General features: G+C 63.2%; 16 protein-coding genes. 3 read left to right on the forward strand and 13 right to left on the reverse strand.

The window, feature by feature from the left end:
• Positions 1-106: 106 nt before the first annotated feature.
• Entirely contained in the window at positions 107-520 is a 414-nt protein-coding gene (locus tag ACTYOL_RS06295) for an NUDIX hydrolase (protein WP_125930577.1), read from the forward strand.
• Here the strand turns inward: ACTYOL_RS06295 and metR are convergent.
• Positions 504-1,421 (reverse strand): transcriptional regulator MetR, encoded by a 918-nt coding sequence (metR, locus tag ACTYOL_RS06300; protein ID WP_054891810.1) that lies wholly within the window; start codon positions 1,419-1,421, stop codon positions 504-506. The two genes, ACTYOL_RS06295 and metR, sit on opposite strands and share 17 nt — an antisense overlap.
• Before the next feature lie 197 nt (positions 1,422-1,618).
• Between metR and ACTYOL_RS06305 the strand changes: the two genes are divergently transcribed.
• Positions 1,619-2,614 (forward strand): alpha/beta fold hydrolase, encoded by a 996-nt coding sequence (locus ACTYOL_RS06305; RefSeq protein ID WP_054891809.1) that lies wholly within the window; start codon positions 1,619-1,621, stop codon positions 2,612-2,614.
• 21 nt (positions 2,615-2,635) lie between these two features.
• Here the strand turns inward: ACTYOL_RS06305 and ACTYOL_RS06310 are convergent, their stop codons facing one another.
• From ACTYOL_RS06310 to ACTYOL_RS06355, 10 genes are all read right to left on the reverse strand, one after another.
• The gene (locus ACTYOL_RS06310; protein WP_054891808.1) at positions 2,636-3,961 is read right to left on the reverse strand and encodes a sigma-54-dependent transcriptional regulator; all 1,326 of its coding nucleotides are present in this window, start codon (positions 3,959-3,961) and stop codon (positions 2,636-2,638) included.
• Between the two features lie 13 nt (positions 3,962-3,974).
• Positions 3,975-5,879 (reverse strand): sensor histidine kinase, encoded by a 1,905-nt coding sequence (locus ACTYOL_RS06315; RefSeq protein ID WP_063543422.1) that lies wholly within the window; start codon positions 5,877-5,879, stop codon positions 3,975-3,977.
• Positions 5,880-5,939: 60 nt separating this feature from the next.
• Positions 5,940-6,674, reverse strand: coding sequence for an amino acid ABC transporter ATP-binding protein (locus ACTYOL_RS06320; RefSeq protein ID WP_065863099.1), 735 nt, complete (start codon positions 6,672-6,674; stop codon positions 5,940-5,942).
• Positions 6,671-7,342, reverse strand: a complete 672-nt coding sequence (locus tag ACTYOL_RS06325) for an amino acid ABC transporter permease (RefSeq protein ID WP_054891805.1) — start codon at positions 7,340-7,342, stop codon at positions 6,671-6,673. The genes ACTYOL_RS06320 and ACTYOL_RS06325 overlap by 4 nt, the downstream gene beginning before the upstream one ends.
• Positions 7,342-8,088, reverse strand: coding sequence for an amino acid ABC transporter permease (locus ACTYOL_RS06330; RefSeq protein WP_054891804.1), 747 nt, complete (start codon positions 8,086-8,088; stop codon positions 7,342-7,344). Before ACTYOL_RS06330 ends, ACTYOL_RS06325 begins: the two co-directional genes overlap by 1 nt.
• A gap of 148 nt (positions 8,089-8,236) precedes the next feature.
• The gene (locus ACTYOL_RS06335) at positions 8,237-9,154 is read right to left on the reverse strand and encodes a glutamate/aspartate ABC transporter substrate-binding protein (protein WP_054891803.1); all 918 of its coding nucleotides are present in this window, start codon (positions 9,152-9,154) and stop codon (positions 8,237-8,239) included.
• A gap of 461 nt (positions 9,155-9,615) precedes the next feature.
• Entirely contained in the window at positions 9,616-11,154 is a 1,539-nt protein-coding gene (glpD, locus tag ACTYOL_RS06340) for a glycerol-3-phosphate dehydrogenase (RefSeq protein ID WP_153774003.1), read from the reverse strand.
• Between the two features lie 201 nt (positions 11,155-11,355).
• Positions 11,356-12,111: a DNA-binding transcriptional repressor GlpR gene (glpR, locus tag ACTYOL_RS06345; RefSeq protein ID WP_063543424.1), complete on the reverse strand. Its 756-nt coding sequence runs from the start codon at positions 12,109-12,111 to the stop codon at positions 11,356-11,358.
• 171 nt (positions 12,112-12,282) lie between these two features.
• Positions 12,283-13,782 carry a glycerol kinase GlpK gene (glpK, locus tag ACTYOL_RS06350; RefSeq protein ID WP_063543426.1) on the reverse strand — a complete coding sequence of 500 codons (1,500 nt, stop codon included), beginning with the start codon at positions 13,780-13,782 and terminating at the stop codon, positions 12,283-12,285.
• Positions 13,783-13,847: 65 nt separating this feature from the next.
• The gene (locus tag ACTYOL_RS06355; RefSeq protein ID WP_112897605.1) at positions 13,848-14,699 is read right to left on the reverse strand and encodes an MIP/aquaporin family protein; all 852 of its coding nucleotides are present in this window, start codon (positions 14,697-14,699) and stop codon (positions 13,848-13,850) included.
• A 305-nt stretch (positions 14,700-15,004) separates the two neighbouring features.
• On the opposite strand from ACTYOL_RS06355, the gene ybaK reads away from it, so the two are divergent.
• Positions 15,005-15,475, forward strand: a complete 471-nt coding sequence (ybaK, locus tag ACTYOL_RS06360) for a Cys-tRNA(Pro) deacylase (protein WP_063543428.1) — start codon at positions 15,005-15,007, stop codon at positions 15,473-15,475.
• Between the two features lie 20 nt (positions 15,476-15,495).
• Here ybaK and ACTYOL_RS06365 read toward each other — a convergent pair whose 3' ends face one another.
• Together ACTYOL_RS06365 and argF are read right to left on the reverse strand one after the other, a co-directional pair.
• Positions 15,496-16,605, reverse strand: a complete 1,110-nt coding sequence (locus tag ACTYOL_RS06365; RefSeq protein WP_054891798.1) for an ABC transporter ATP-binding protein — start codon at positions 16,603-16,605, stop codon at positions 15,496-15,498.
• Entirely contained in the window at positions 16,602-17,522 is a 921-nt protein-coding gene (argF, locus tag ACTYOL_RS06370) for an ornithine carbamoyltransferase (protein ID WP_054891797.1), read from the reverse strand. The genes ACTYOL_RS06365 and argF overlap by 4 nt, the downstream gene beginning before the upstream one ends.
• Positions 17,523-17,527: the final 5 nt, after the last annotated feature.

Below are 17,527 nucleotides of genomic sequence, written 5' to 3' on the forward strand. Positions count from 1 at the left end.
GGGGCCGTTCGTCCGGCTTAGGGCGGAGCTGGCGTTTGCCCCGGTAAACCCGCTCAGAGCGCGCTGCATCAGGTATCCTCGCCAGCCTCTGTCCAGGAATGCCCCCATGACCAAGACTATCCATATCGCCGCCGCCCTGCTCATCGACCCGGCGGGCCGTACCTTGCTGGTACGCAAGCGCGGCACCCAGGCCTTCATGCAACCGGGTGGCAAGATCGATGCCGGTGAAACGCCGGTCCAGGCGCTGGTGCGCGAGCTGCACGAAGAGCTGGGCGTGCGCATCGACCCCGAGCAGGCCGTGCACCTTGGCCGTTTCAGCGCTCCGGCGGCCAATGAGCCGGGTTTTGAAGTACAGGCCGAGCTGTTTCGCGTCGAATGCGCCGAGGCGGTGATCCCGGCCGCGGAAATCGACGAAGTTCACTGGCTGGCGGCCGATCAGGCGCCAACCCTGGCACTGGCACCCTTGACCCGTGACCTGATCCTGCCGCTGTGGCGTGAGGGCCTCAGCGCACCGCGCTGACACCGTCGAGGGTGGCGAACGAGGTATCCTTGGCGGTCAGCAGGAAATCACGCATGTACGGCGCATCGAGCATGTCGGTGCGCACTGCGGCATAGAGCGTGGCGAACAGGCCTTTCTCGCCCAGGCGCTTGCCCTTCACGTAGCCGCGCGAGCTGTACTCGTGCAATGCCCAGTGCGGCATGCCGCACACCCCGCGACCGCTGGCGACCAGCTGCATCATCATCACTGTCAGCTCCGAGGTGCGCACCGCAGCCGGTTCGATATCGGCCGGCTCGAGGAAGCGGGTGAAGATGTCCAGGCGATCACGCTCCACCGGGTAGGTGATGAGGGTCTGGTCGGCCAGGTCGTCCGGAACGATGTAGGGCTTGCTCGCCAGCGCGTGCTGGTTGGCCACCGCAAGCATGGCTTCGTAGGTGAACAGCGGCACGTAGGTGATGCCAGCCAGGTCCAGCGGGTCGGAGGTCACCACCAGGTCGAGATCGCCCCGGGCCAGCGCAGGCAAGGGGGCGAAGGCAAAGCCCGAGGCCAGGTCCAGCTCGACCTCCGGCCAGGCATCGCGGAACTGGTCGATGGTTGGCATCAGCCACTGGAAGCAGCTGTGGCACTCGATGGCCATGTGCAGGCGGCCCGCGGTGCCGCCGGCGAGGCGGGCGATGTCGCGTTCGGCGCCACGCAGCAGCGGCAGGGTGGCGTCGGCCAGTTGCAGCAGGCGCAGGCCGGCACTGGTGAAGCGGATCGGCTTGGTCTTGCGCACGAACAGTTGCATCCCCAGGCGCTCTTCCAGCTCCTTGAACTGGTGCGACAGCGCCGACTGGGTCAGGTGCAGGCGCTCGGCGGCCTCCACCAGGCTGTCGGCTTCGCGCAGGGCATGAAGGGTTTTCAGGTGACGGATTTCCAGCACTTGCAACTCCGGGAGAAACACTTGGTAAAAGATCGATTGGGTTGAGTTTCTCTCATGTTGCTGTGTCTGTCGACAGCACCCTGCAGATGACCGTTCGGCGACATTAATCAAACTGTCACGCAACTGTGGCAGCGCCACCGAAGGGATTTCATCAGACTCGCGCTCTACTGGGGATTTGCATTCTGGTGTTTCCTTCCATGCGGGTTTTTCTGATCTTCTTTCTTTTGTTGTGCGGGGCACCGACAGGTTTCGCCGCCGGCCGGTGCGATGCCCATGTGCCGGTGCAGCGAGCCGAGCTGGGTGAGTTGAGCCTGGTCTACCAGAGCGTTGGTGCGCCGGGGGATCCGGCACTGCTGCTGGTCATGGGCCTGGGCGGGCAATTGATCCACTGGCCGGATGATGTGGTCGAGGCCTTGTGTCGCCAAGGTTTTCGGGTCATCCGGTATGACAACCGCGATGTTGGCCTGTCGCGCTGGAACCAGGCACCGGCTTCGGCCAACCTCACCGTCGAGTTGCTGCGCTACAAGCTTGGCCTGCCAGTGGCGGCGCCCTACAGCCTGACTGACATGGCCGGTGACGGTCTGCACCTGATGGATGAGCTCGGGATCGAGCAGTTCCATGTATTGGGGGTCAGCATGGGCGGGATGATCGCCCAGCACCTTGCTGCCATGGCGCCGCAGCGTGTGCGCAGCCTGACGCTGGTCATGTCCAGCTCCGGTGCCGAAGGCTTGCCGGCGCCGAATCCTGCGTTGGTGCAGTTGCTGGCGCGGCGTAGTGCACCGAGCCGTGAAGTGGCGCTGGAGCAGCAGGCCGACCTGCTGGCGGCTCTGGGCAGCCCGACGGTGCACGATGATCGCGCGGTGCTGTTGCAGCAGGCGGCGTTGGCCTATGACCGGGCGTTCAATCCGGAGGGGGTCAAGCGCCAGATCATGGCGATCCTGGCGGAGCCGAGCCGGGTGGCGCTGCTCAACCAGTTGCGTGTGCCTACGCTGGTCGTGCATGGCACGGCCGACCCGCTGCTCCCGGTGATGCATGGGGTGCACCTGGCGGCGCACATCCAGGGCAGCCAGTTACGCTTGATTCCGGGGTTGGCGCACCGCTTCCAGGAGCCGTTCAAGGCGCCGTTGCTCGCGGCGGTGCTGCCCTACCTGAAGGCGCATCGTCAGGATGCGACGCACCTGGCTGGGCTTTGAGTCGGGTGGCGCTGAGCCCCGTCAGCCCAACCCGTACTTCTTCACCTTGTCGAACAACGTCGTCTTGGCCATGCCCAGCTCCTGGCTGGCCTGGCTGAGGTTGCCGCCAGTGCGCTGCAAGGCATCACTGAGCAGGTTGCGTTCGAACGCTTCCACCGCCTCGGCAAAGCCCAGCCCCTGGCTCGCACTGCCACCGGCCTTCTTGAACGCCGGCAAGCCCAGCGCATAGCGCTCGGCGACGTTGCGCAGCTCGCGCACATTGCCCGGCCAGTCATGAGCCATGAGCCGCGACAATGTCTGGCTGTCCAGCTCGGGAACTTCGCGGTCGAAGCGTAGCGCCGATTGCTGCAGGAAATGCTCGAACAACTGCAGTACGTCCTCGCGGCGTTCGCGCAACGGCGGCAACTCGAGCGTAACCACGTTGAGGCGATAGTACAGGTCGCTGCGGAACTGCCCGGCCTGGCCCATGGCGTCCAGGTCCGACTTGGTGGCAGCGATCACCCGGCAGTCCACCGGGATGCTCTGGTTCGAGCCCAGGCGCTCGAGAGTGCGCTCCTGCAAGACGCGCAGCAGCTTGATCTGCAGGTTGATCGGCATGCTCTCGACTTCATCGAGGAACAGTGTCCCGCCATTGGCATGCTCGATCTTGCCGATCCGCCGTTTGCCCGCGCCGGTGAACGCGTTGGCTTCATGGCCGAAGATTTCGCTCTCGAACAGGTTTTCCGGCAGGCCGCCGCAGTTCAAGGCCACGAAGGGGGCTGTCTGGCGCCGGCTGAAATCGTGCAGGCAACGGGCGACCAGTTCCTTGCCTGTGCCGGTCTCGCCTTCGATCAGTACGTTGGCCGAGGTGTCGGCGACGTTGGCGATCAGTTCGCGCAGGTTCTGCATGGCAGGCGAGCGGCCGATGATCCGTCCTTCCAGCGAGCTGTGACCGGCCAGTTGCCGGCGCAGGGCGACCACTTCACGCGACAGGCCGCGTTGCTCCAGCGCCCGGCGTACCACATCCACCAGTCGCTCTGGCGAGAACGGCTTCTCCATGAAGTCGTAGGCGCCGTTGCGCATGGCGCCGACGGCCATGTCGATGTCGCCGTGGCCGGTGATCAGCACCACCGGCAGGCTGCGGTCGCGGGCCTTGAGGCGATTGAGCAGCTCCAGGCCGTCGATGCCCGGCAGGCGAATGTCGCTGACGACGATCCCGGCGAAATCGTCACCGATCCGCTCCAGGGCCTGTTCGGCGCTGCCGACGCCTTCGCAAGCGATATCCTCGAGCGCCAGCGCCTGCTGGCAACCGAGCAGCACGTGGGGGTCGTCTTCGACGATCAGGACAGTCAAGGGTGCTTGGTTCATGGGGACCCTTCGTTCATGGGGCATCGGCCGAGTCTGTGGGGGAGGTGACCAGGGGCAGGGTGAGGATGAAGGCTGTGCCGCCGCCAGCGGGGTGCTCGACGCTCAAGGTGCCCTTGGCGGCTGTGGCGAGGCTGGCCGACAAGGTCAGGCCCAGGCCCAGGCCATGCTCGCCCGGTTTGGTGGTGAAGAACGGTTCGAACAGGTGCTTGCGGGCTTCGATGTCAATGCCGTGGCCGTTGTCGCGAACCCGCAGGCGGTATCTGTCGCCTGCCAGTTCGCCTTCCAGCCACAGCTGCGGCTGGGGTTGGGCGGTCATGGCGTCGAGGGCGTTGCCAAGCAGGTTGACCAGGATCTGTTCCAGGCGCGTCTGGTCGATCGCCAGCGGCTGGTCATCGAATTGGCGATGCAATTGCAGGTTGCACGCGCCGATGCGGTTGCCGAGTACCTGCAGGGACGCTTCCACCGCCTTGCCCAGCGAGGCGCGGCCGCTGTCCTCGCCACGCCGGGCGAAGGAGCGCAGGCTGGCGGTGATGCGCCCCATGCGGTCGATCAGGTCGTTCATGGTGCGCAGGTTGGTGCTGGCGGTCTCGAAGGCTCCGCGTTCGAGGAAGCGCACGGTATTGCCCGACAGGGTACGCAGTGCCGCCAGCGGCTGGTTCAGCTCATGGGCGATGCTGGTCGACATCTGCCCGATGGCTGCCAGCTTGCCGGCCTGGACCAACTCGTCCTGGGCATGGCGCAGGGTCTGCTCGGCGTGACGTCGTTCGCGGATCTGCCCCTTGAGTCGTTCGTTGCTGGCACGCAGGTCGGCGGTACGTTCGGTGATCCGCCGCTCCAGCAGGCTATTGGCTTCTTCCAAGGCTTCGCGGGCGGCCAGGCGCGTGGCGATCACCTTGCGCCGCTCGTTCCAGGCGATGCCGAGGATTGCCAGAAGGGCGAAGGCAACGCCGACCAGGATGCCCTGGACCATCGACTCGCGATGCAGATCCTGCAGCGGGGTGAGCAGGGTGAAGTGCCAGGGGGTGTCAGCCAGGCGCCGGGTCTGGGCCAGGTAGGCGACTTCACGCACTTTGCCCTGGGCGGTTTCGCTGTTGGCCGGGAAGGTCAGTTTTTCTACACCATCGCCCAGCGTCTCGCGGGCCAGCGGTTGCAGTTCGTTGAGTGGCCACCAGTAGTATTGCAGGCTGCGCGCCAGCTCTTCCTTGATCTGCGGGGTAAGCGGGCGCACCGACTTCAACCGCCGGGCGGGGTCGCTGGAAAGGATGATGATGCCGTTCTCGTCGCTGACGAATGCTTCGAGGCGGGCGCGTTGCCAGCGCTCTTCCAGGGTGTCCAGGCGGACCTTGATCACCGCGACGCCGATGATCTTGCCGTGCTCTTCCAGGCCATGGGCCAGATAGTAGCCGGCTTCCCCGGTGGTGCTGCCGATGCCGTAGAAACGCCCAGGCTGACCGCGCACGGCGTCCTGGAAATAGGCGCGGAAGGCCAGGTCTTCCCCCAGGAAGGAGTCGGCGTCGCGCCAGTTGCTGGTGGCCTGCACCCGGCCGCTGGTGTCCAGGACGTAGATCGCCCGGCTGCGGCTGCGGCGGTTCAGGCCTTCGAGGTATTCGTTGACGACCTGCCGCGAGCCGCCGTCAGGTTCGGCGAGCAGTTGCGAGACGCTGTCTTCGAGCTCCAGCAGACTCGGCAGGTAGGTGTACTTGCTGATTTCGCTTTCGACCGTGCGCGCGTGCAGCTCGAGCTGGCGCTCGCCGTTCTCGCTCAGGGCGCGGATGCCGTTGTTTTCGCTGATCATGTAGCCGACCAGGCCCAGACCGACCATCAGCAGGACGATCAGTGGTGGGAGGAACAGTTGGCGGATCAGGCGGGATTTCACGGCAGGCTTGGCAGGGCGAAGTAGCGAAGGATCGCATTTCATCACAGTGGCCTTGTCACGACCAGCGTCCGCTGCCCTGGCAGGCAGCGGACACCGGGATCATCAGTGCTGCAGGATCTTGCTGAGGAAGTGCTGGGTGCGTTCGTGGCGACCTTCGGGGTTGCCGAAGAAGTCTTCCTTCTGGCAGTCCTCGATGATGTTGCCCTTGTCCATGAAGATCACCCGGTTGGCGACCTTGCGGGCGAAGCCCATTTCGTGGGTCACGCACATCATGGTCATGCCCTCATGGGCGAGCTCGACCATCACGTCCAGTACTTCGTTGACCATTTCCGGGTCCAGTGCCGAGGTCGGTTCGTCGAACAGCATGACGATCGGGTCCATCGACAGGGCGCGGGCGATCGCCACGCGCTGCTGCTGGCCGCCGGAGAGCTGGCCGGGGTGTTTCTTGGCATGGGCGCCGAGGCCTACGCGCTCGAGCAAGGCCAGGCCTTTCTTGGTGGCTTCCGCCTCGCTGCGGCCGAGCACCTTGCGCTGGGCGATGGTCAGGTTTTCGGTGATCGACAGGTGCGGGAACAGCTCGAAGTGCTGGAATACCATGCCCACCCGCGAACGCAGTTTGGGCAGGTTGGTCTTCGGATCGGCGATCGAAGTGCCGTCGACCACGATGTCGCCCTTCTGGAACGGCTCCAGCGCGTTGACGCACTTGATCAGGGTGGACTTGCCCGAGCCGGATGGGCCGCAGACCACCACCACTTCACCTTTCTTGACCTCGGTGGTGCAATCGGTCAGCACCTGGAAGTCCCCGTACCACTTGTTGACGTTCTTGATGGAAATCATACGGCGATCCTTTTTTGCAGACGCTTGACCAACCAGGAAGCGGAGAAACTGATGAGGAAGTACACGACGCCGGCAAAGATCAGGAACTCGTGGGAGCGCCCGATGATGTCGCCGTTGGAGCGTGCCGAGTTGAGGAAGTCCACCAGGCCCACGGTGTAGACCAGCGAGGTGTCCTGGAACAGGATGATGCTCTGCTGCAGCAGCAGCGGGGTCATCTTGCGGAACGCCTGGGGCAGGATGATCAGGCGCATGCACTGGCCGTAGGTCATGCCCAGTGCCTGCGCGGCGCCCATCTGGCCCTTGGAGATCGACTGCACGCCGGCACGCACGATTTCGCAGAAGTAGGCCGCCTCGAACATCATGAAGGCCACGACGCAGGAGGTGAACGCGCCGATCGGGGTGTCTTCGCCGGTAATCCAGCGCAGGACGAAGGGCACGGCCAGGTAGAACCAGGTGATCACCAGCAGCAGCGGGATGGAGCGGAAGTAGTTGACGTAGGCGCCGGCGATATTGGCCAGCAGCTTGCTCGACGACAACCGCATCAGCGCCAGGACGGTCCCCAGCGCGATACCACCGACCACACCCATGACCATCAGTTGCAAGGTCATGACCATGCCGTCCCACAGGGCGGGCAGGGCAGGGATGATTTCGCTGAAATCCATGTCCATTACTTACCTCCCACGGAAATCAGGCCAGGCACGGCAACTTTCTTCTCGACCATGCGCATCAGCAGCATCAGGCCCATGTTCAGGGTGAAGTAGATCAGCGTGGCCAGGGTGAAGGCCTCGAACAGGTTGGCGGAGAACTCGGCGGTCTGCTTGGTCTGGGCCAGCAGCTCCATCAAGCCGATCAGCGACGCCACCGAGGAGTTCTTGAACACGTTCAGGAATTCGGAGGTGAGCGGCGGAATGATGATCCGGTAGGCCTGTGGCAGCAGCACGTTCATGTAGATCTGTGGCAGGCTGAAGCCCATCGCGCGCCCGGCAGACTCCTGTCCGCGGGGCAGGGCCTGGATACCGGTGCGCACTTGTTCGCAGACACGCGCGGCGGTGAACAGGCCAAGGCAGATGATCACGCTGATCAGTGCCGAGGTGGTCGGGTTGAGGTCCTGCTTGAACCACTCCTGCAGGCCCTCCGGAAGCAGGTCCGGTACCAGGAAGTACCAGATGAACAGCTGCACCAGCAGCGGTACGTTGCGGAACAGTTCCACGTAGGCGGTGGCGATGCCCGATACCAGACGGTTCGGCACGGTGCGCATGACGCCAAGCAGCGATCCCAGCAGCAAGGCGATGATCCAGGCGCAGATGGCGATGGCGATGGTCCAGCCCAGACCGGTGACGTACCAGTCCAGATAGATTTCGCTGCCCACGCCAGTGGACTTGAAGAACACGCCCCAGTCCCAGTTGTAATTCATCGGGATTTCCCCTCAGACGGTTGTTTCACGGGCACCTTTGAACTTCCAAGAGCGCTGGGCGCCCTCGGAAGTAAAGGTTAGACACTTATGCGTGGCCCGTCGGTTGGATTCGTGCTTGGTGGAGCACACGGGCCATTTCAGCAGGGGATCAGGACTTGGTTTCGTCCGCAGCCTTGTCGGTAGGCTCTGCGATCAGCTTCTTCAGCTCTTCGCTCATCGGGAACTGCAGGTTCAGGCCTTTCGGTGGGATTGGCTGCTGGAACCACTTGTCGTAGCTCTTCTGCACGGCGCCCGACTTGTAGTAGGCGACGATGGCGTCATCGACCGCTTTCTTGAACTGCGCATCGTCCTTGCGCACCATGCAGCCGTAGATTTCGTACGATTGCGGGGTGCCGGTGATGACCCAGTCGGTCGGTTTCTTGGCCTTGGCCATTTCACCGGCCAGCAGGGCGTCGTCCATCATGAAGGCTACGGCGCGGCCGCTTTCGAGCATGTTGAAGGCTTCACCGTGGTCCTTGGCGGAAATCACGTTCATCTTCATCTGCTTGTCAGCGTTCATGGCCTTGAGCAGGCGCTCGGAGGTGGTGCCAGCGGTGGTCACGACGTTCTTGCCGGCCAGGTCCGGGAAGTCTTTGTAGGAGGGTTGACCGTCCTTGACCTTGGTCAGCAGACGGGTGCCGACTTCGAAGATGCCAACCGAGAAGCCGACTTGCTGCTGGCGCTCGACGTTGTTGGTGGTGGAGCCGCACTCCAGGTCGACGGTGCCGTTCTGCACCAGCGGGATGCGGGTCTGGGAGGTGACGAGGTTGTACTTGACCTTGATGTCGGTGCCCAGTTGCTTCTTCAGGGCTTCGACCACAGCCAGCTGGACGTCGTGGGAGTAGCCCACGGGTGTAGTGCTGCCTGCCAGGTAGGAAAACGGAATGGAGGAGTCACGGTGGCCCAGGGTGATGGTGCCGGAATCCTTGATCTTCTTCAGGGTGCCGGTCAGCTCTTCGGCCATGACCGGCGAAGCGATGACGGCGGCGGCGATTGCAGCGCCCAGCAATTGACGAACGATACGCATCAAATTTTCCTCGACGTTTGTTTTTTTTATGGAGCCGTTGGCGGACTCTTCGTTCAACGAACACAACAAGAAGCGGTGTGCGTTCGGCTACCAAGTGTAGAGCATGACTCGTGCCAAGCTCCGACATTCATCATAACGCCGCGAATTTCCTGGGAATTAATCTTTTCTGACGAATTATTTCCAAGGGTGGGCGTGCGGGTTTCCGAATGACTGTTATGAAAGCGTTCGGAAATCCGAATGGGTGGGTGCCGGGTGTCATGACCATAGTGGTCAGGGTGAAAAGGGCACGTCACTACAGGTTCAGCGAAATAAGAGCGCGCGTCATACGCGCTTGGCTGGAGATTGAAGAAGGATACGAGGTGATCGACGAGTGGACGCTCGACCTGCGCATCAGGGCCCTGAAGGGTTTGCGCGCCTGCAAGGCAAGGGACGGGCTGGTGTTGCGCCAGCCCGTCAATGACTCAGGCCGCGCGGACTCGCGCCCGGTTCGAGGCGGCCTGCTGCAGGTAGTCGGCCAGAGCCTGTTGCTCGACAGCATTGGTGAACAGGCCCAGTTTGGTGCGGCGCCAGAGAATATCGTCCACGCTGACAGCCCATTCTGCAGCGCACAGGTAATCCACCTCGCGGCTGAACAAACCACCGCCGATCGACTGACCAAGGTCATCCGGCCCTTGTACACCTTCAAGCAGGCGCCAGACACGACTGCCGTAAGTCAGCACCCAGCGCTTGGCGATGTCCACCGGCAGCCAGCCGTGGCGCGCCAGAACGGCATCGACCAGGGCCTGCACGCTGGTCATGCCTTCGCCCCCTGGCAATGGCGCGCTGGCAGTCCAGCTGCCGCGCATCTGGGAGAAGAAAGGCTTGAGTTCGGTCATCGCTGATTCTGCAAGCTTGCGGTAGGTTGTCAGCTTGCCGCCGAACACCGAAAGCAGGGGCGCCTGCCCCTCGCTGGCGGACAACGCCAGGGTGTAGTCGCGGGTGACGGCAGAAGGGTTGTCCGACTCGTCGTTGCACAGCGGGCGTACGCCGGAGTAGGTGTGCTGGATGTCGGCGCGTGACAATTGATGATTGAAATGTTCGTTGACCACCTTGAGCAGGTAGTCGGTTTCCGCGTCGGTGATCGCCACCTTGGCCGGGTCGCCGCTGTATTCACGGTCGGTGGTGCCGATCAGGGTGAAGCGGTCCAGATAAGGGATGCAGAAGACGATGCGCTGGTCTTCGTTCTGCAGGATGTAGGCATGTTCGCCTTCGTACAGCCGCGGCACGATGAGATGGCTGCCCTGGATCAGGCGGATGCCGTAGGGCGCATCGAGCTTGAGGTCGTCCTTGATGAAGCTTGCCACCCAAGGACCGGCGGCATTGACCAGGGCGCGGGCGCGAATGGTCTGCAGGCTGCCGTCGGCATGCTGCAGCTCGACCTGCCACAGGCCATCGACGCGCTCGGCGCGCAGGCAGCGGGTACGGGTGTGCAGGTGGGCGCCTTTTTCACGTGCGGCCATGGCATTGAGCACTACCAGGCGAGCGTCATCGACTGCGCAATCGGCGTATTCGAAGCCGCGGGTGATCGTCGGCTTGAGCGGATAGCCCGCACCGAAACGCAGGCTGCGCGAGCCGCCCAGGCGCTTGCGCTTGCCCAGATGATCGTAGAGGAACAGGCCAGCGCGAATCATCCAGGCCGGACGCAGGTGGGGACGATGTGGCAACACGAAGCGCATGGGCTTGACGATGTGCGGCGCCTTGGCCAGCAGCACTTCGCGCTCCGCCAGGGCTTCACGTACCAGGCGGAATTCGTAGTGTTCCAGGTAGCGCAGGCCACCATGGATGAGCTTGCTGCTCGCCGAGGAGGTGTGCTGGGCAAGGTCGTCCTTCTCGCACAGGAAGACCTTCAGGCCACGCCCGGCAGCATCGGCGGCGATACCGACGCCATTGATGCCACCGCCGATCACGGCGAGGTCATAGCAGTCGGCGAGGGGCGGCTGGGGCTGGACAGGCTGGGACACGGGCAAGGCCTCCTGAGGGCGGTTCACAGCGAATGTGAACATCTATGTTCGTTTCCGAAAATAGTAGCGCAACAAAAAGGCCATCGCCAGTCGCTGATCATAGAAAATACTGATCAGATGGCAATAAAGTGAACATTATTGAACATTTTATGGCGCTGTTTCACCGGTGGCTCGCCACCGGTGAGGTTCAGCGCTGCGCGCTCAGACCACTTCCAGGCGGATCTTGTACTGGTTCAGCAGTTGCGTGAGCGTGGGGGTGGGATGCTGGTCGGTCACCAGGCAGTCGATCAGGTTGATCGAGCCCAGGCGCACCATGGCGTTGCGCCCGAACTTGCTGGAGTCTGCGGCGAGGATGACCTGCCTGGCATTGGCGATGATGGCCTGGGATACCCGTACTTCCTGATAGTCGAAGTCCAACAGGCTGCCGTCTTCATCGATGCCACTGATGCCGACCAGGGCGAAATCGACCTTGAACTGGCTGATGAAGTCGACGCTGGCCTGCCCCACGACACCGCCATCGCGGCGAACCGTACCGCCTGCCACCAGGACTTCGAAGTCATCCTTGGCACTGAGGATCGACGCCACGTGCAGGTTGTTGGTGATGACCTTCAGGTGGCTGTGGTTGAGCAGGGCCCGGGCGATGGATTCGGTGGTGGTACCGATATTGATGAACAGCGAGGCGTGATCGGGGATCTGCCGTGCGACGGCCTCGGCGATGCGTTGTTTCTCGTCGCGCATCTGGTCGGCGCGCATGGCGTAGGCGGTGTTCTCGACGCTCGAGTCATAGGCGGCACCACCATGATAGCGGCGCAGCAGGTTGACCTCGGCGAGCTGGTTGATGTCACGACGGATGGTCTGGGGCGTGACGACGAACAACTGCGCCATTTCCTCGATACTGACGTAGCCGCGTTCGCGCACCAGTTCGAGGATTTGTTGTTGGCGAGGGGGCAGATTCATGGGCGGTCCTTTGGGGCTGCCGGACAAATGCTGCAATGATGCCGTAGGAAGGGGATGACGACCAGTAGACTGTCGTCGCTAGCCTGAGACCGGTGCTTCTGTGGAAGCGGCCTTGCGCCGTGATCGGGCGCGCAAGGCCGTTGCTGAACGGGATTGGGTGGGCTGATGAGGTCAGCCTTCGTGATCTTCCCAATCGCGGGTGCGCTCGATGGCTTTCTTCCAGCCCGCGTACAGCTTTTCTTTCTGCGTGTCATCCAGTTGCGGGCTGAACTCGCGTTCGATGATCGCCTTGTCACGCAACTCGTCGAGGCTGCTCCAGAAACCACAGGCCAGGCCTGCCAGGTAGGCGGCGCCGAGGGCCGTGGTTTCGCGCATTTTCGGACGCTCCACGCAGGTGCCAAGAATGTCGGCCTGGAACTGCATGAGGAAGTTGTTGGCCACCGCACCGCCATCAACCCGCAGCTCCGAGAGTCGCTGGCCGCAGTCGTGCTGCATGGCGTCGAGCACATCGCGGGTCTGGTAGGCGATCGATTCCAGTGCGGCACGGATGATGTGGTCGACCTTGACGCCTCGGGTGAGGCCGAACAGGGCGCCGCGGGCGTACGGGTCCCAGTAGGGTGCGCCGAGGCCGGTGAAAGCCGGTACCAGGTAGACGCCATTGCTGTCCTTCACCTTGCTGGCGAAGTACTCGGTATCGAGCGCGTCGTTGACGATCTTCAGCTCGTCGCGCAGCCACTGGACCGTTGAACCACCGTTGAACACTGCGCCTTCAAGGGCGTAGGCCACTTCGCCGCGAGGGCCGCAGGCGATGGTGGTAAGCAGGCCGTGAGACGAGGTGACGGCCTTGTCGCCGGTGTTCATCAGCAGGAAGCAGCCGGTCCCATAGGTGTTCTTGGCCTGGCCCGGCTCCACGCACATCTGGCCGAACAGCGCCGACTGCTGGTCGCCGGCGATACCGGCGATGGCGATACCGCTCTTGGTGTGGCCGTAGACCTCCGAGGACGGGCGCACCTGGGGCAGCATCTGCCGCGGGATGCCGAGAATGTCCAGCAGCTTGTCATCCCATTGCAGGGTGTGAATGTTGAACATTAGCGTGCGTGAGGCATTGGTGTAGTCGGTGACGTGCACCTTGCCGCCAGAGAATTTCCAGATCAGCCAGCTGTCGACGGTGCCGAACAACAGTTCGCCACGTTCGGCGCGCTCGCGGGCACCTTCGACGTTGTCGAGGATCCACTTGAGCTTGGTGCCGGAGAAGTACGGGTCGGTGACCAGGCCGGTGGTTTCGCGGATGTACTGTTCGTGGCCGTCACGCTTGAGCTGGGCGCAGATCTCGGTGCTGCGACGGCACTGCCAGACGATGGCGTTGTATACCGGGCGACCGGTTTCCTTGTCCCACACCACGGTGGTTTCACGCTGGTTGGTGATGCCGATCGCCGCCACCTGGGCGTGGCTCAGACCTGCCTGCGCCAGGGCCTCGACCATGGTCGCGCTCTGCGTGGCGAAGATCTCCATCGGATCGTGTTCGACCCAGCCGGCCTGCGGATAGTGTTGGGCGAACTCGCGCTGGGAGGTGCCGACCACATTGGCGTCGCGGTCGAAGATGATCGCCCGCGAACTGGTGGTGCCCTGGTCCAGGGCGATGATGTAGTTCTTATCCTGGGTGTCTGTCATGGTCGTTGCCTTGCACGAAAAGGGAGTGAGTCAGCGCGCGCGGGCGAGATCCCGCAGCGCCAGTCTCAGGAAGTTTGAGTATCGCCCTGGGTAGCAGCATCTGTCTTTGGATTCGCGGCGTCGGCCGTCGGCAGGTTGCGGGCGATCAGGACGCGATAGCCCGCGGCCCCTAGGCACGCGCCAAGGATCGGTGCGAACACCGGAACCAGGAAGTAGGGAATGTCCCGTCCACCAGTGAAGGCAATTTCGCCCCAACCCGCCAGGAATGTCATGAGTTTGGGCCCGAAATCCCGGGCGGGGTTCATCGCAAAGCCGGTGAGCGGCCCCATGGCGCTACCGATCACCGCAATCAGCAGGCCGATCAGCAGCGGTGCGGTGGCGCCACGCGGCAGGCCGTTATTGTCATCGGTCAGGGCCATGATCACGGCCATGAGGATTGCTGTGATCACCACTTCGACCAGAAATGCCTGGCCGATGGACAGCGATGGATGCGCATAGGTGGAGAACACCGACGCCAGCTCGAGGCTGGCCTGGCTGCCCCTGACCATGCCGTGCGCCTGTTCGAAATCGAAGAAAAGCGTGCTGTACAGGGTGTAGACCAGGGCCGCACCGCAGAAGGCGCCACAGACCTGGGCGAGCATATAGAAAGGCAGCTTGCGCCTGTCGAAACCGGCGAACAGGGTGAGCGCAATGCTGACTGCCGGGTTCAGGTGTGCGCCGGAAACGCCGGCGCTGAGGTAGATCGCCATGCTGACGCCGACGCCCCAGATGATGCTGATTTCCCAGAGTCCGAAGCTGGCACCCGCGACCTTGAGCGCGGCCACGCAACCGGTACCGAAGAAGATGAGCAACGCAGTCCCCAGGAACTCGGCCATGCACTGGCCGGAAAGCGTTGGTTGTCGTAGAGCTGTCGTCATGTAGGACCTTCGGTTCTTTTTGTTGTGAGGCGCAGGACGCCCGGCTGTCGACGCCAGTTGTCCATCCCCATGAACGACCGGCGAGTGTACGAATGTGCACTGTTTATGTGCGTGTTTTCTTCAGAAACGAAAAAATATAGACAAGAAACGCTGATGTCAAAGGTCGAAAGTGAACCATCGGCCACATTCTGACCCGCGAACATGCTCCTGCCTGCACAGGTCCGGTGCACGCCCCGACGTGCGCTGGCTGGCCTCCGGGATTTCCCCTAAAGTAGCCGGCACGCCGTCATCGACTGGAGCTGTACATGACCCCCGCACTCGACCTGCTGAAGAAGGCGCGCGCCGAACATCGCGTGCTCAGCTACGAACACGATCCCAAATCCGCCTCCTATGGCCTGGAAGCCGCCGAGAAGCTAGGGCTCGATCCGCAGCGGGTATTCAAGACACTGCTGGCCAGCAGCGAGAAAGGTGAGTTGCTGGTGGCGGTGGTGCCGGTGATCGGCACGCTGGACCTCAAGGCGCTCGCCCAGGCTGCCGGGGTCAAGAAGTGCGAGATGGCCGACCCTGCCGCGGCCCAGCGGGCCACGGGATATCTGGTCGGGGGTATCAGCCCTTTGGGGCAGAAGAAGCGCCTGCGCACCTTCATCGATGAGTCGGCGCAGCAGTTCGACAGCATTCATGTCAGCGCCGGACGGCGCGGGCTGGAAGTGGAGCTGGCAGCAGCAGTGCTGGCCGAGCATACCCAGGGCAGGTTTGCCGGGATCGGCAGAGGCTGAGGGCGCGCAGCAGAGCGCCTTCAGGTCGCCGAACTGTAGCGGCGTACGCCGTTCTCCTGGGCCTGCAATTGCGCCGCGACACTGCCCGGTACGGCGAACAGCACCAGATGGTCAGCCGCGACGGCGATGCCTACGTCCTGGCCGATCTGGTGATCGACATGACTGGGGAAAATCGCCTCCAGTTGGCTACCGGTGGGCAGTTCCAGACGATAGAGCGTCGAGGCGCCCAGGAAGCTCTTGCCATTGATGCGCGCGCGCAGCGTGCTGTCCGGTGCGTGCACGATGTCGTCCGGGCGCAGGAGGACGTCCACTGAACTGCCTACTGGCATCAAGTAGGCGCGATTGCCGCGCAGTTCCCCGAGCTCGGTGTTCACTGCTTCCGGGCTGCTCATCTGGCCGCGTATGAAGTAGCCCTGGCCGATGAAACTGGCCACGAACGGCGTCTGGGGCTCGTGATAGAGGTTGTAGGGCGTATCCCATTGTTCCAGGCGGCCTTCCTTGAACACGCCGACATGATCGCTGACGGCGAAGGCTTCTTCCTGGTCGTGGGTGACCAGGATTGCGCTGGTGCCACGGCTCTTGAGAATGTCGCGGACCTCGTGGCTCAGGCGTCGGCGCAGCTCCACGTCGAGGTTGGAGAACGGCTCGTCGAGCAGCAGCAACTGCGGCTCTGGCGCCAGCGCGCGGGCCAGGGCGACACGCTGCTGCTGGCCGCCGGAAAGTTCATGGGGGTAGCGTGCGCCCAGGCCGCCGAGCTTGACCAGCTCGAGCATTTCATTGACCACTTCGCCTTGGCGTGGATGCTTGCCAATCCCGAAAGCGATGTTCTGTGCCACGGTCAGGTGCGGGAACAGCGCGTAGTCCTGGAACACCATGCCGATCCGGCGTTTTTCCGGGGCGAGGGTGAAGCCTGCACGGGAGATGACGTCTCCGGCCAGCTGGATCTCGCCGTCATGCACCGGCTCGAAGCCGGCGATGGCGCGCAGGGTGGTGGTTTTGCCGCAACCCGATGAACCCAGCAGGCAACCGATGTCGCCTGCGTTCAGGTGCAGATTGAGGTTCTGGACGATGCGCTGCTCGCCATAGCCGCAGGCGAGGTTGCGCAGGTTGAGCAGCAGGGGTTGACTCATGCGTGGTGGTAAGCCGGTTCTACAAGAAATTCAAGAAGAGCCTTCTGTGCATGCAGGCGGTTCTCGGCCTGGTCCCAGGCGACCGAACGTGGGTCGTCCAGCAGGTCCTGGCTGATCTCCTCACCGCGGTGAGCGGGCAGGCAGTGCATGAACAGGGCGTCGGGTGCCGCCAGGTCGAGCAGCTCGCGGGTGACCTGGTAAGGCGCGAAATGCGCCAGGCGCCGTGCAGTTTCCTCTTCCTGGCCCATGGAAGTCCAGACATCCGTGGTCACCAAGTGCGCGCCGCGTACCGCTTCCTTCGGATCACGGATGATCCGTACGTGCTCGCCACCGAGCTCGAGGAAGCGTGGATCGGGCTCGTAGCCCTCCGGGCAAGCGATGTGCAGCTGGAAATCGAACTGGCGGGCAGCCTCGATGTAGGAGTTGCACATATTGAAGCCATCACCGATCCAGGCCACGGTCTTACCCTGGATCGAGCCGCGGTGTTCGACGAAGGTCTGCATGTCCGCCAGCAGTTGGCAGGGGTGCGATTCGTCGGACAGACCGTTGATCAAGGGCACCTTCGAGTGCGCAGCGAATTCGGTCAGCGTGCTGTGGGCATGGGTGCGGATCATTACCGCGTCGACCATGCTCGAGAGCACGATGGCGCTGTCGCTGATCGGCTCGCCGCGACCCAGCTGGGTGTCGCGCGGGGACAGGAAGATCGCCTGGCCGCCGAGCTGGATCATGCCCGCTTCGAACGATACGCGGGTGCGGGTCGAGGACTTCTCGAAGATCATCCCCAGCACGCGGTTCTTCAGGGGTTCGAAGAGCACGCCTCGCTTGCGCAGGTCCTTCAGCTCGATGCCTCGACGGATCACGCCGAGCAATTCGTCAGCGGTGAAATCCAGCAGGGAGAGAAAGTGCCTGGTGCTCATGATTG

The sequence above is a fragment of the Pseudomonas sp. A014 genome (genome assembly GCF_052378495.1).
In the GTDB taxonomy this organism is placed as follows: domain Bacteria; phylum Pseudomonadota; class Gammaproteobacteria; order Pseudomonadales; family Pseudomonadaceae; genus Aquipseudomonas; species Aquipseudomonas machongensis.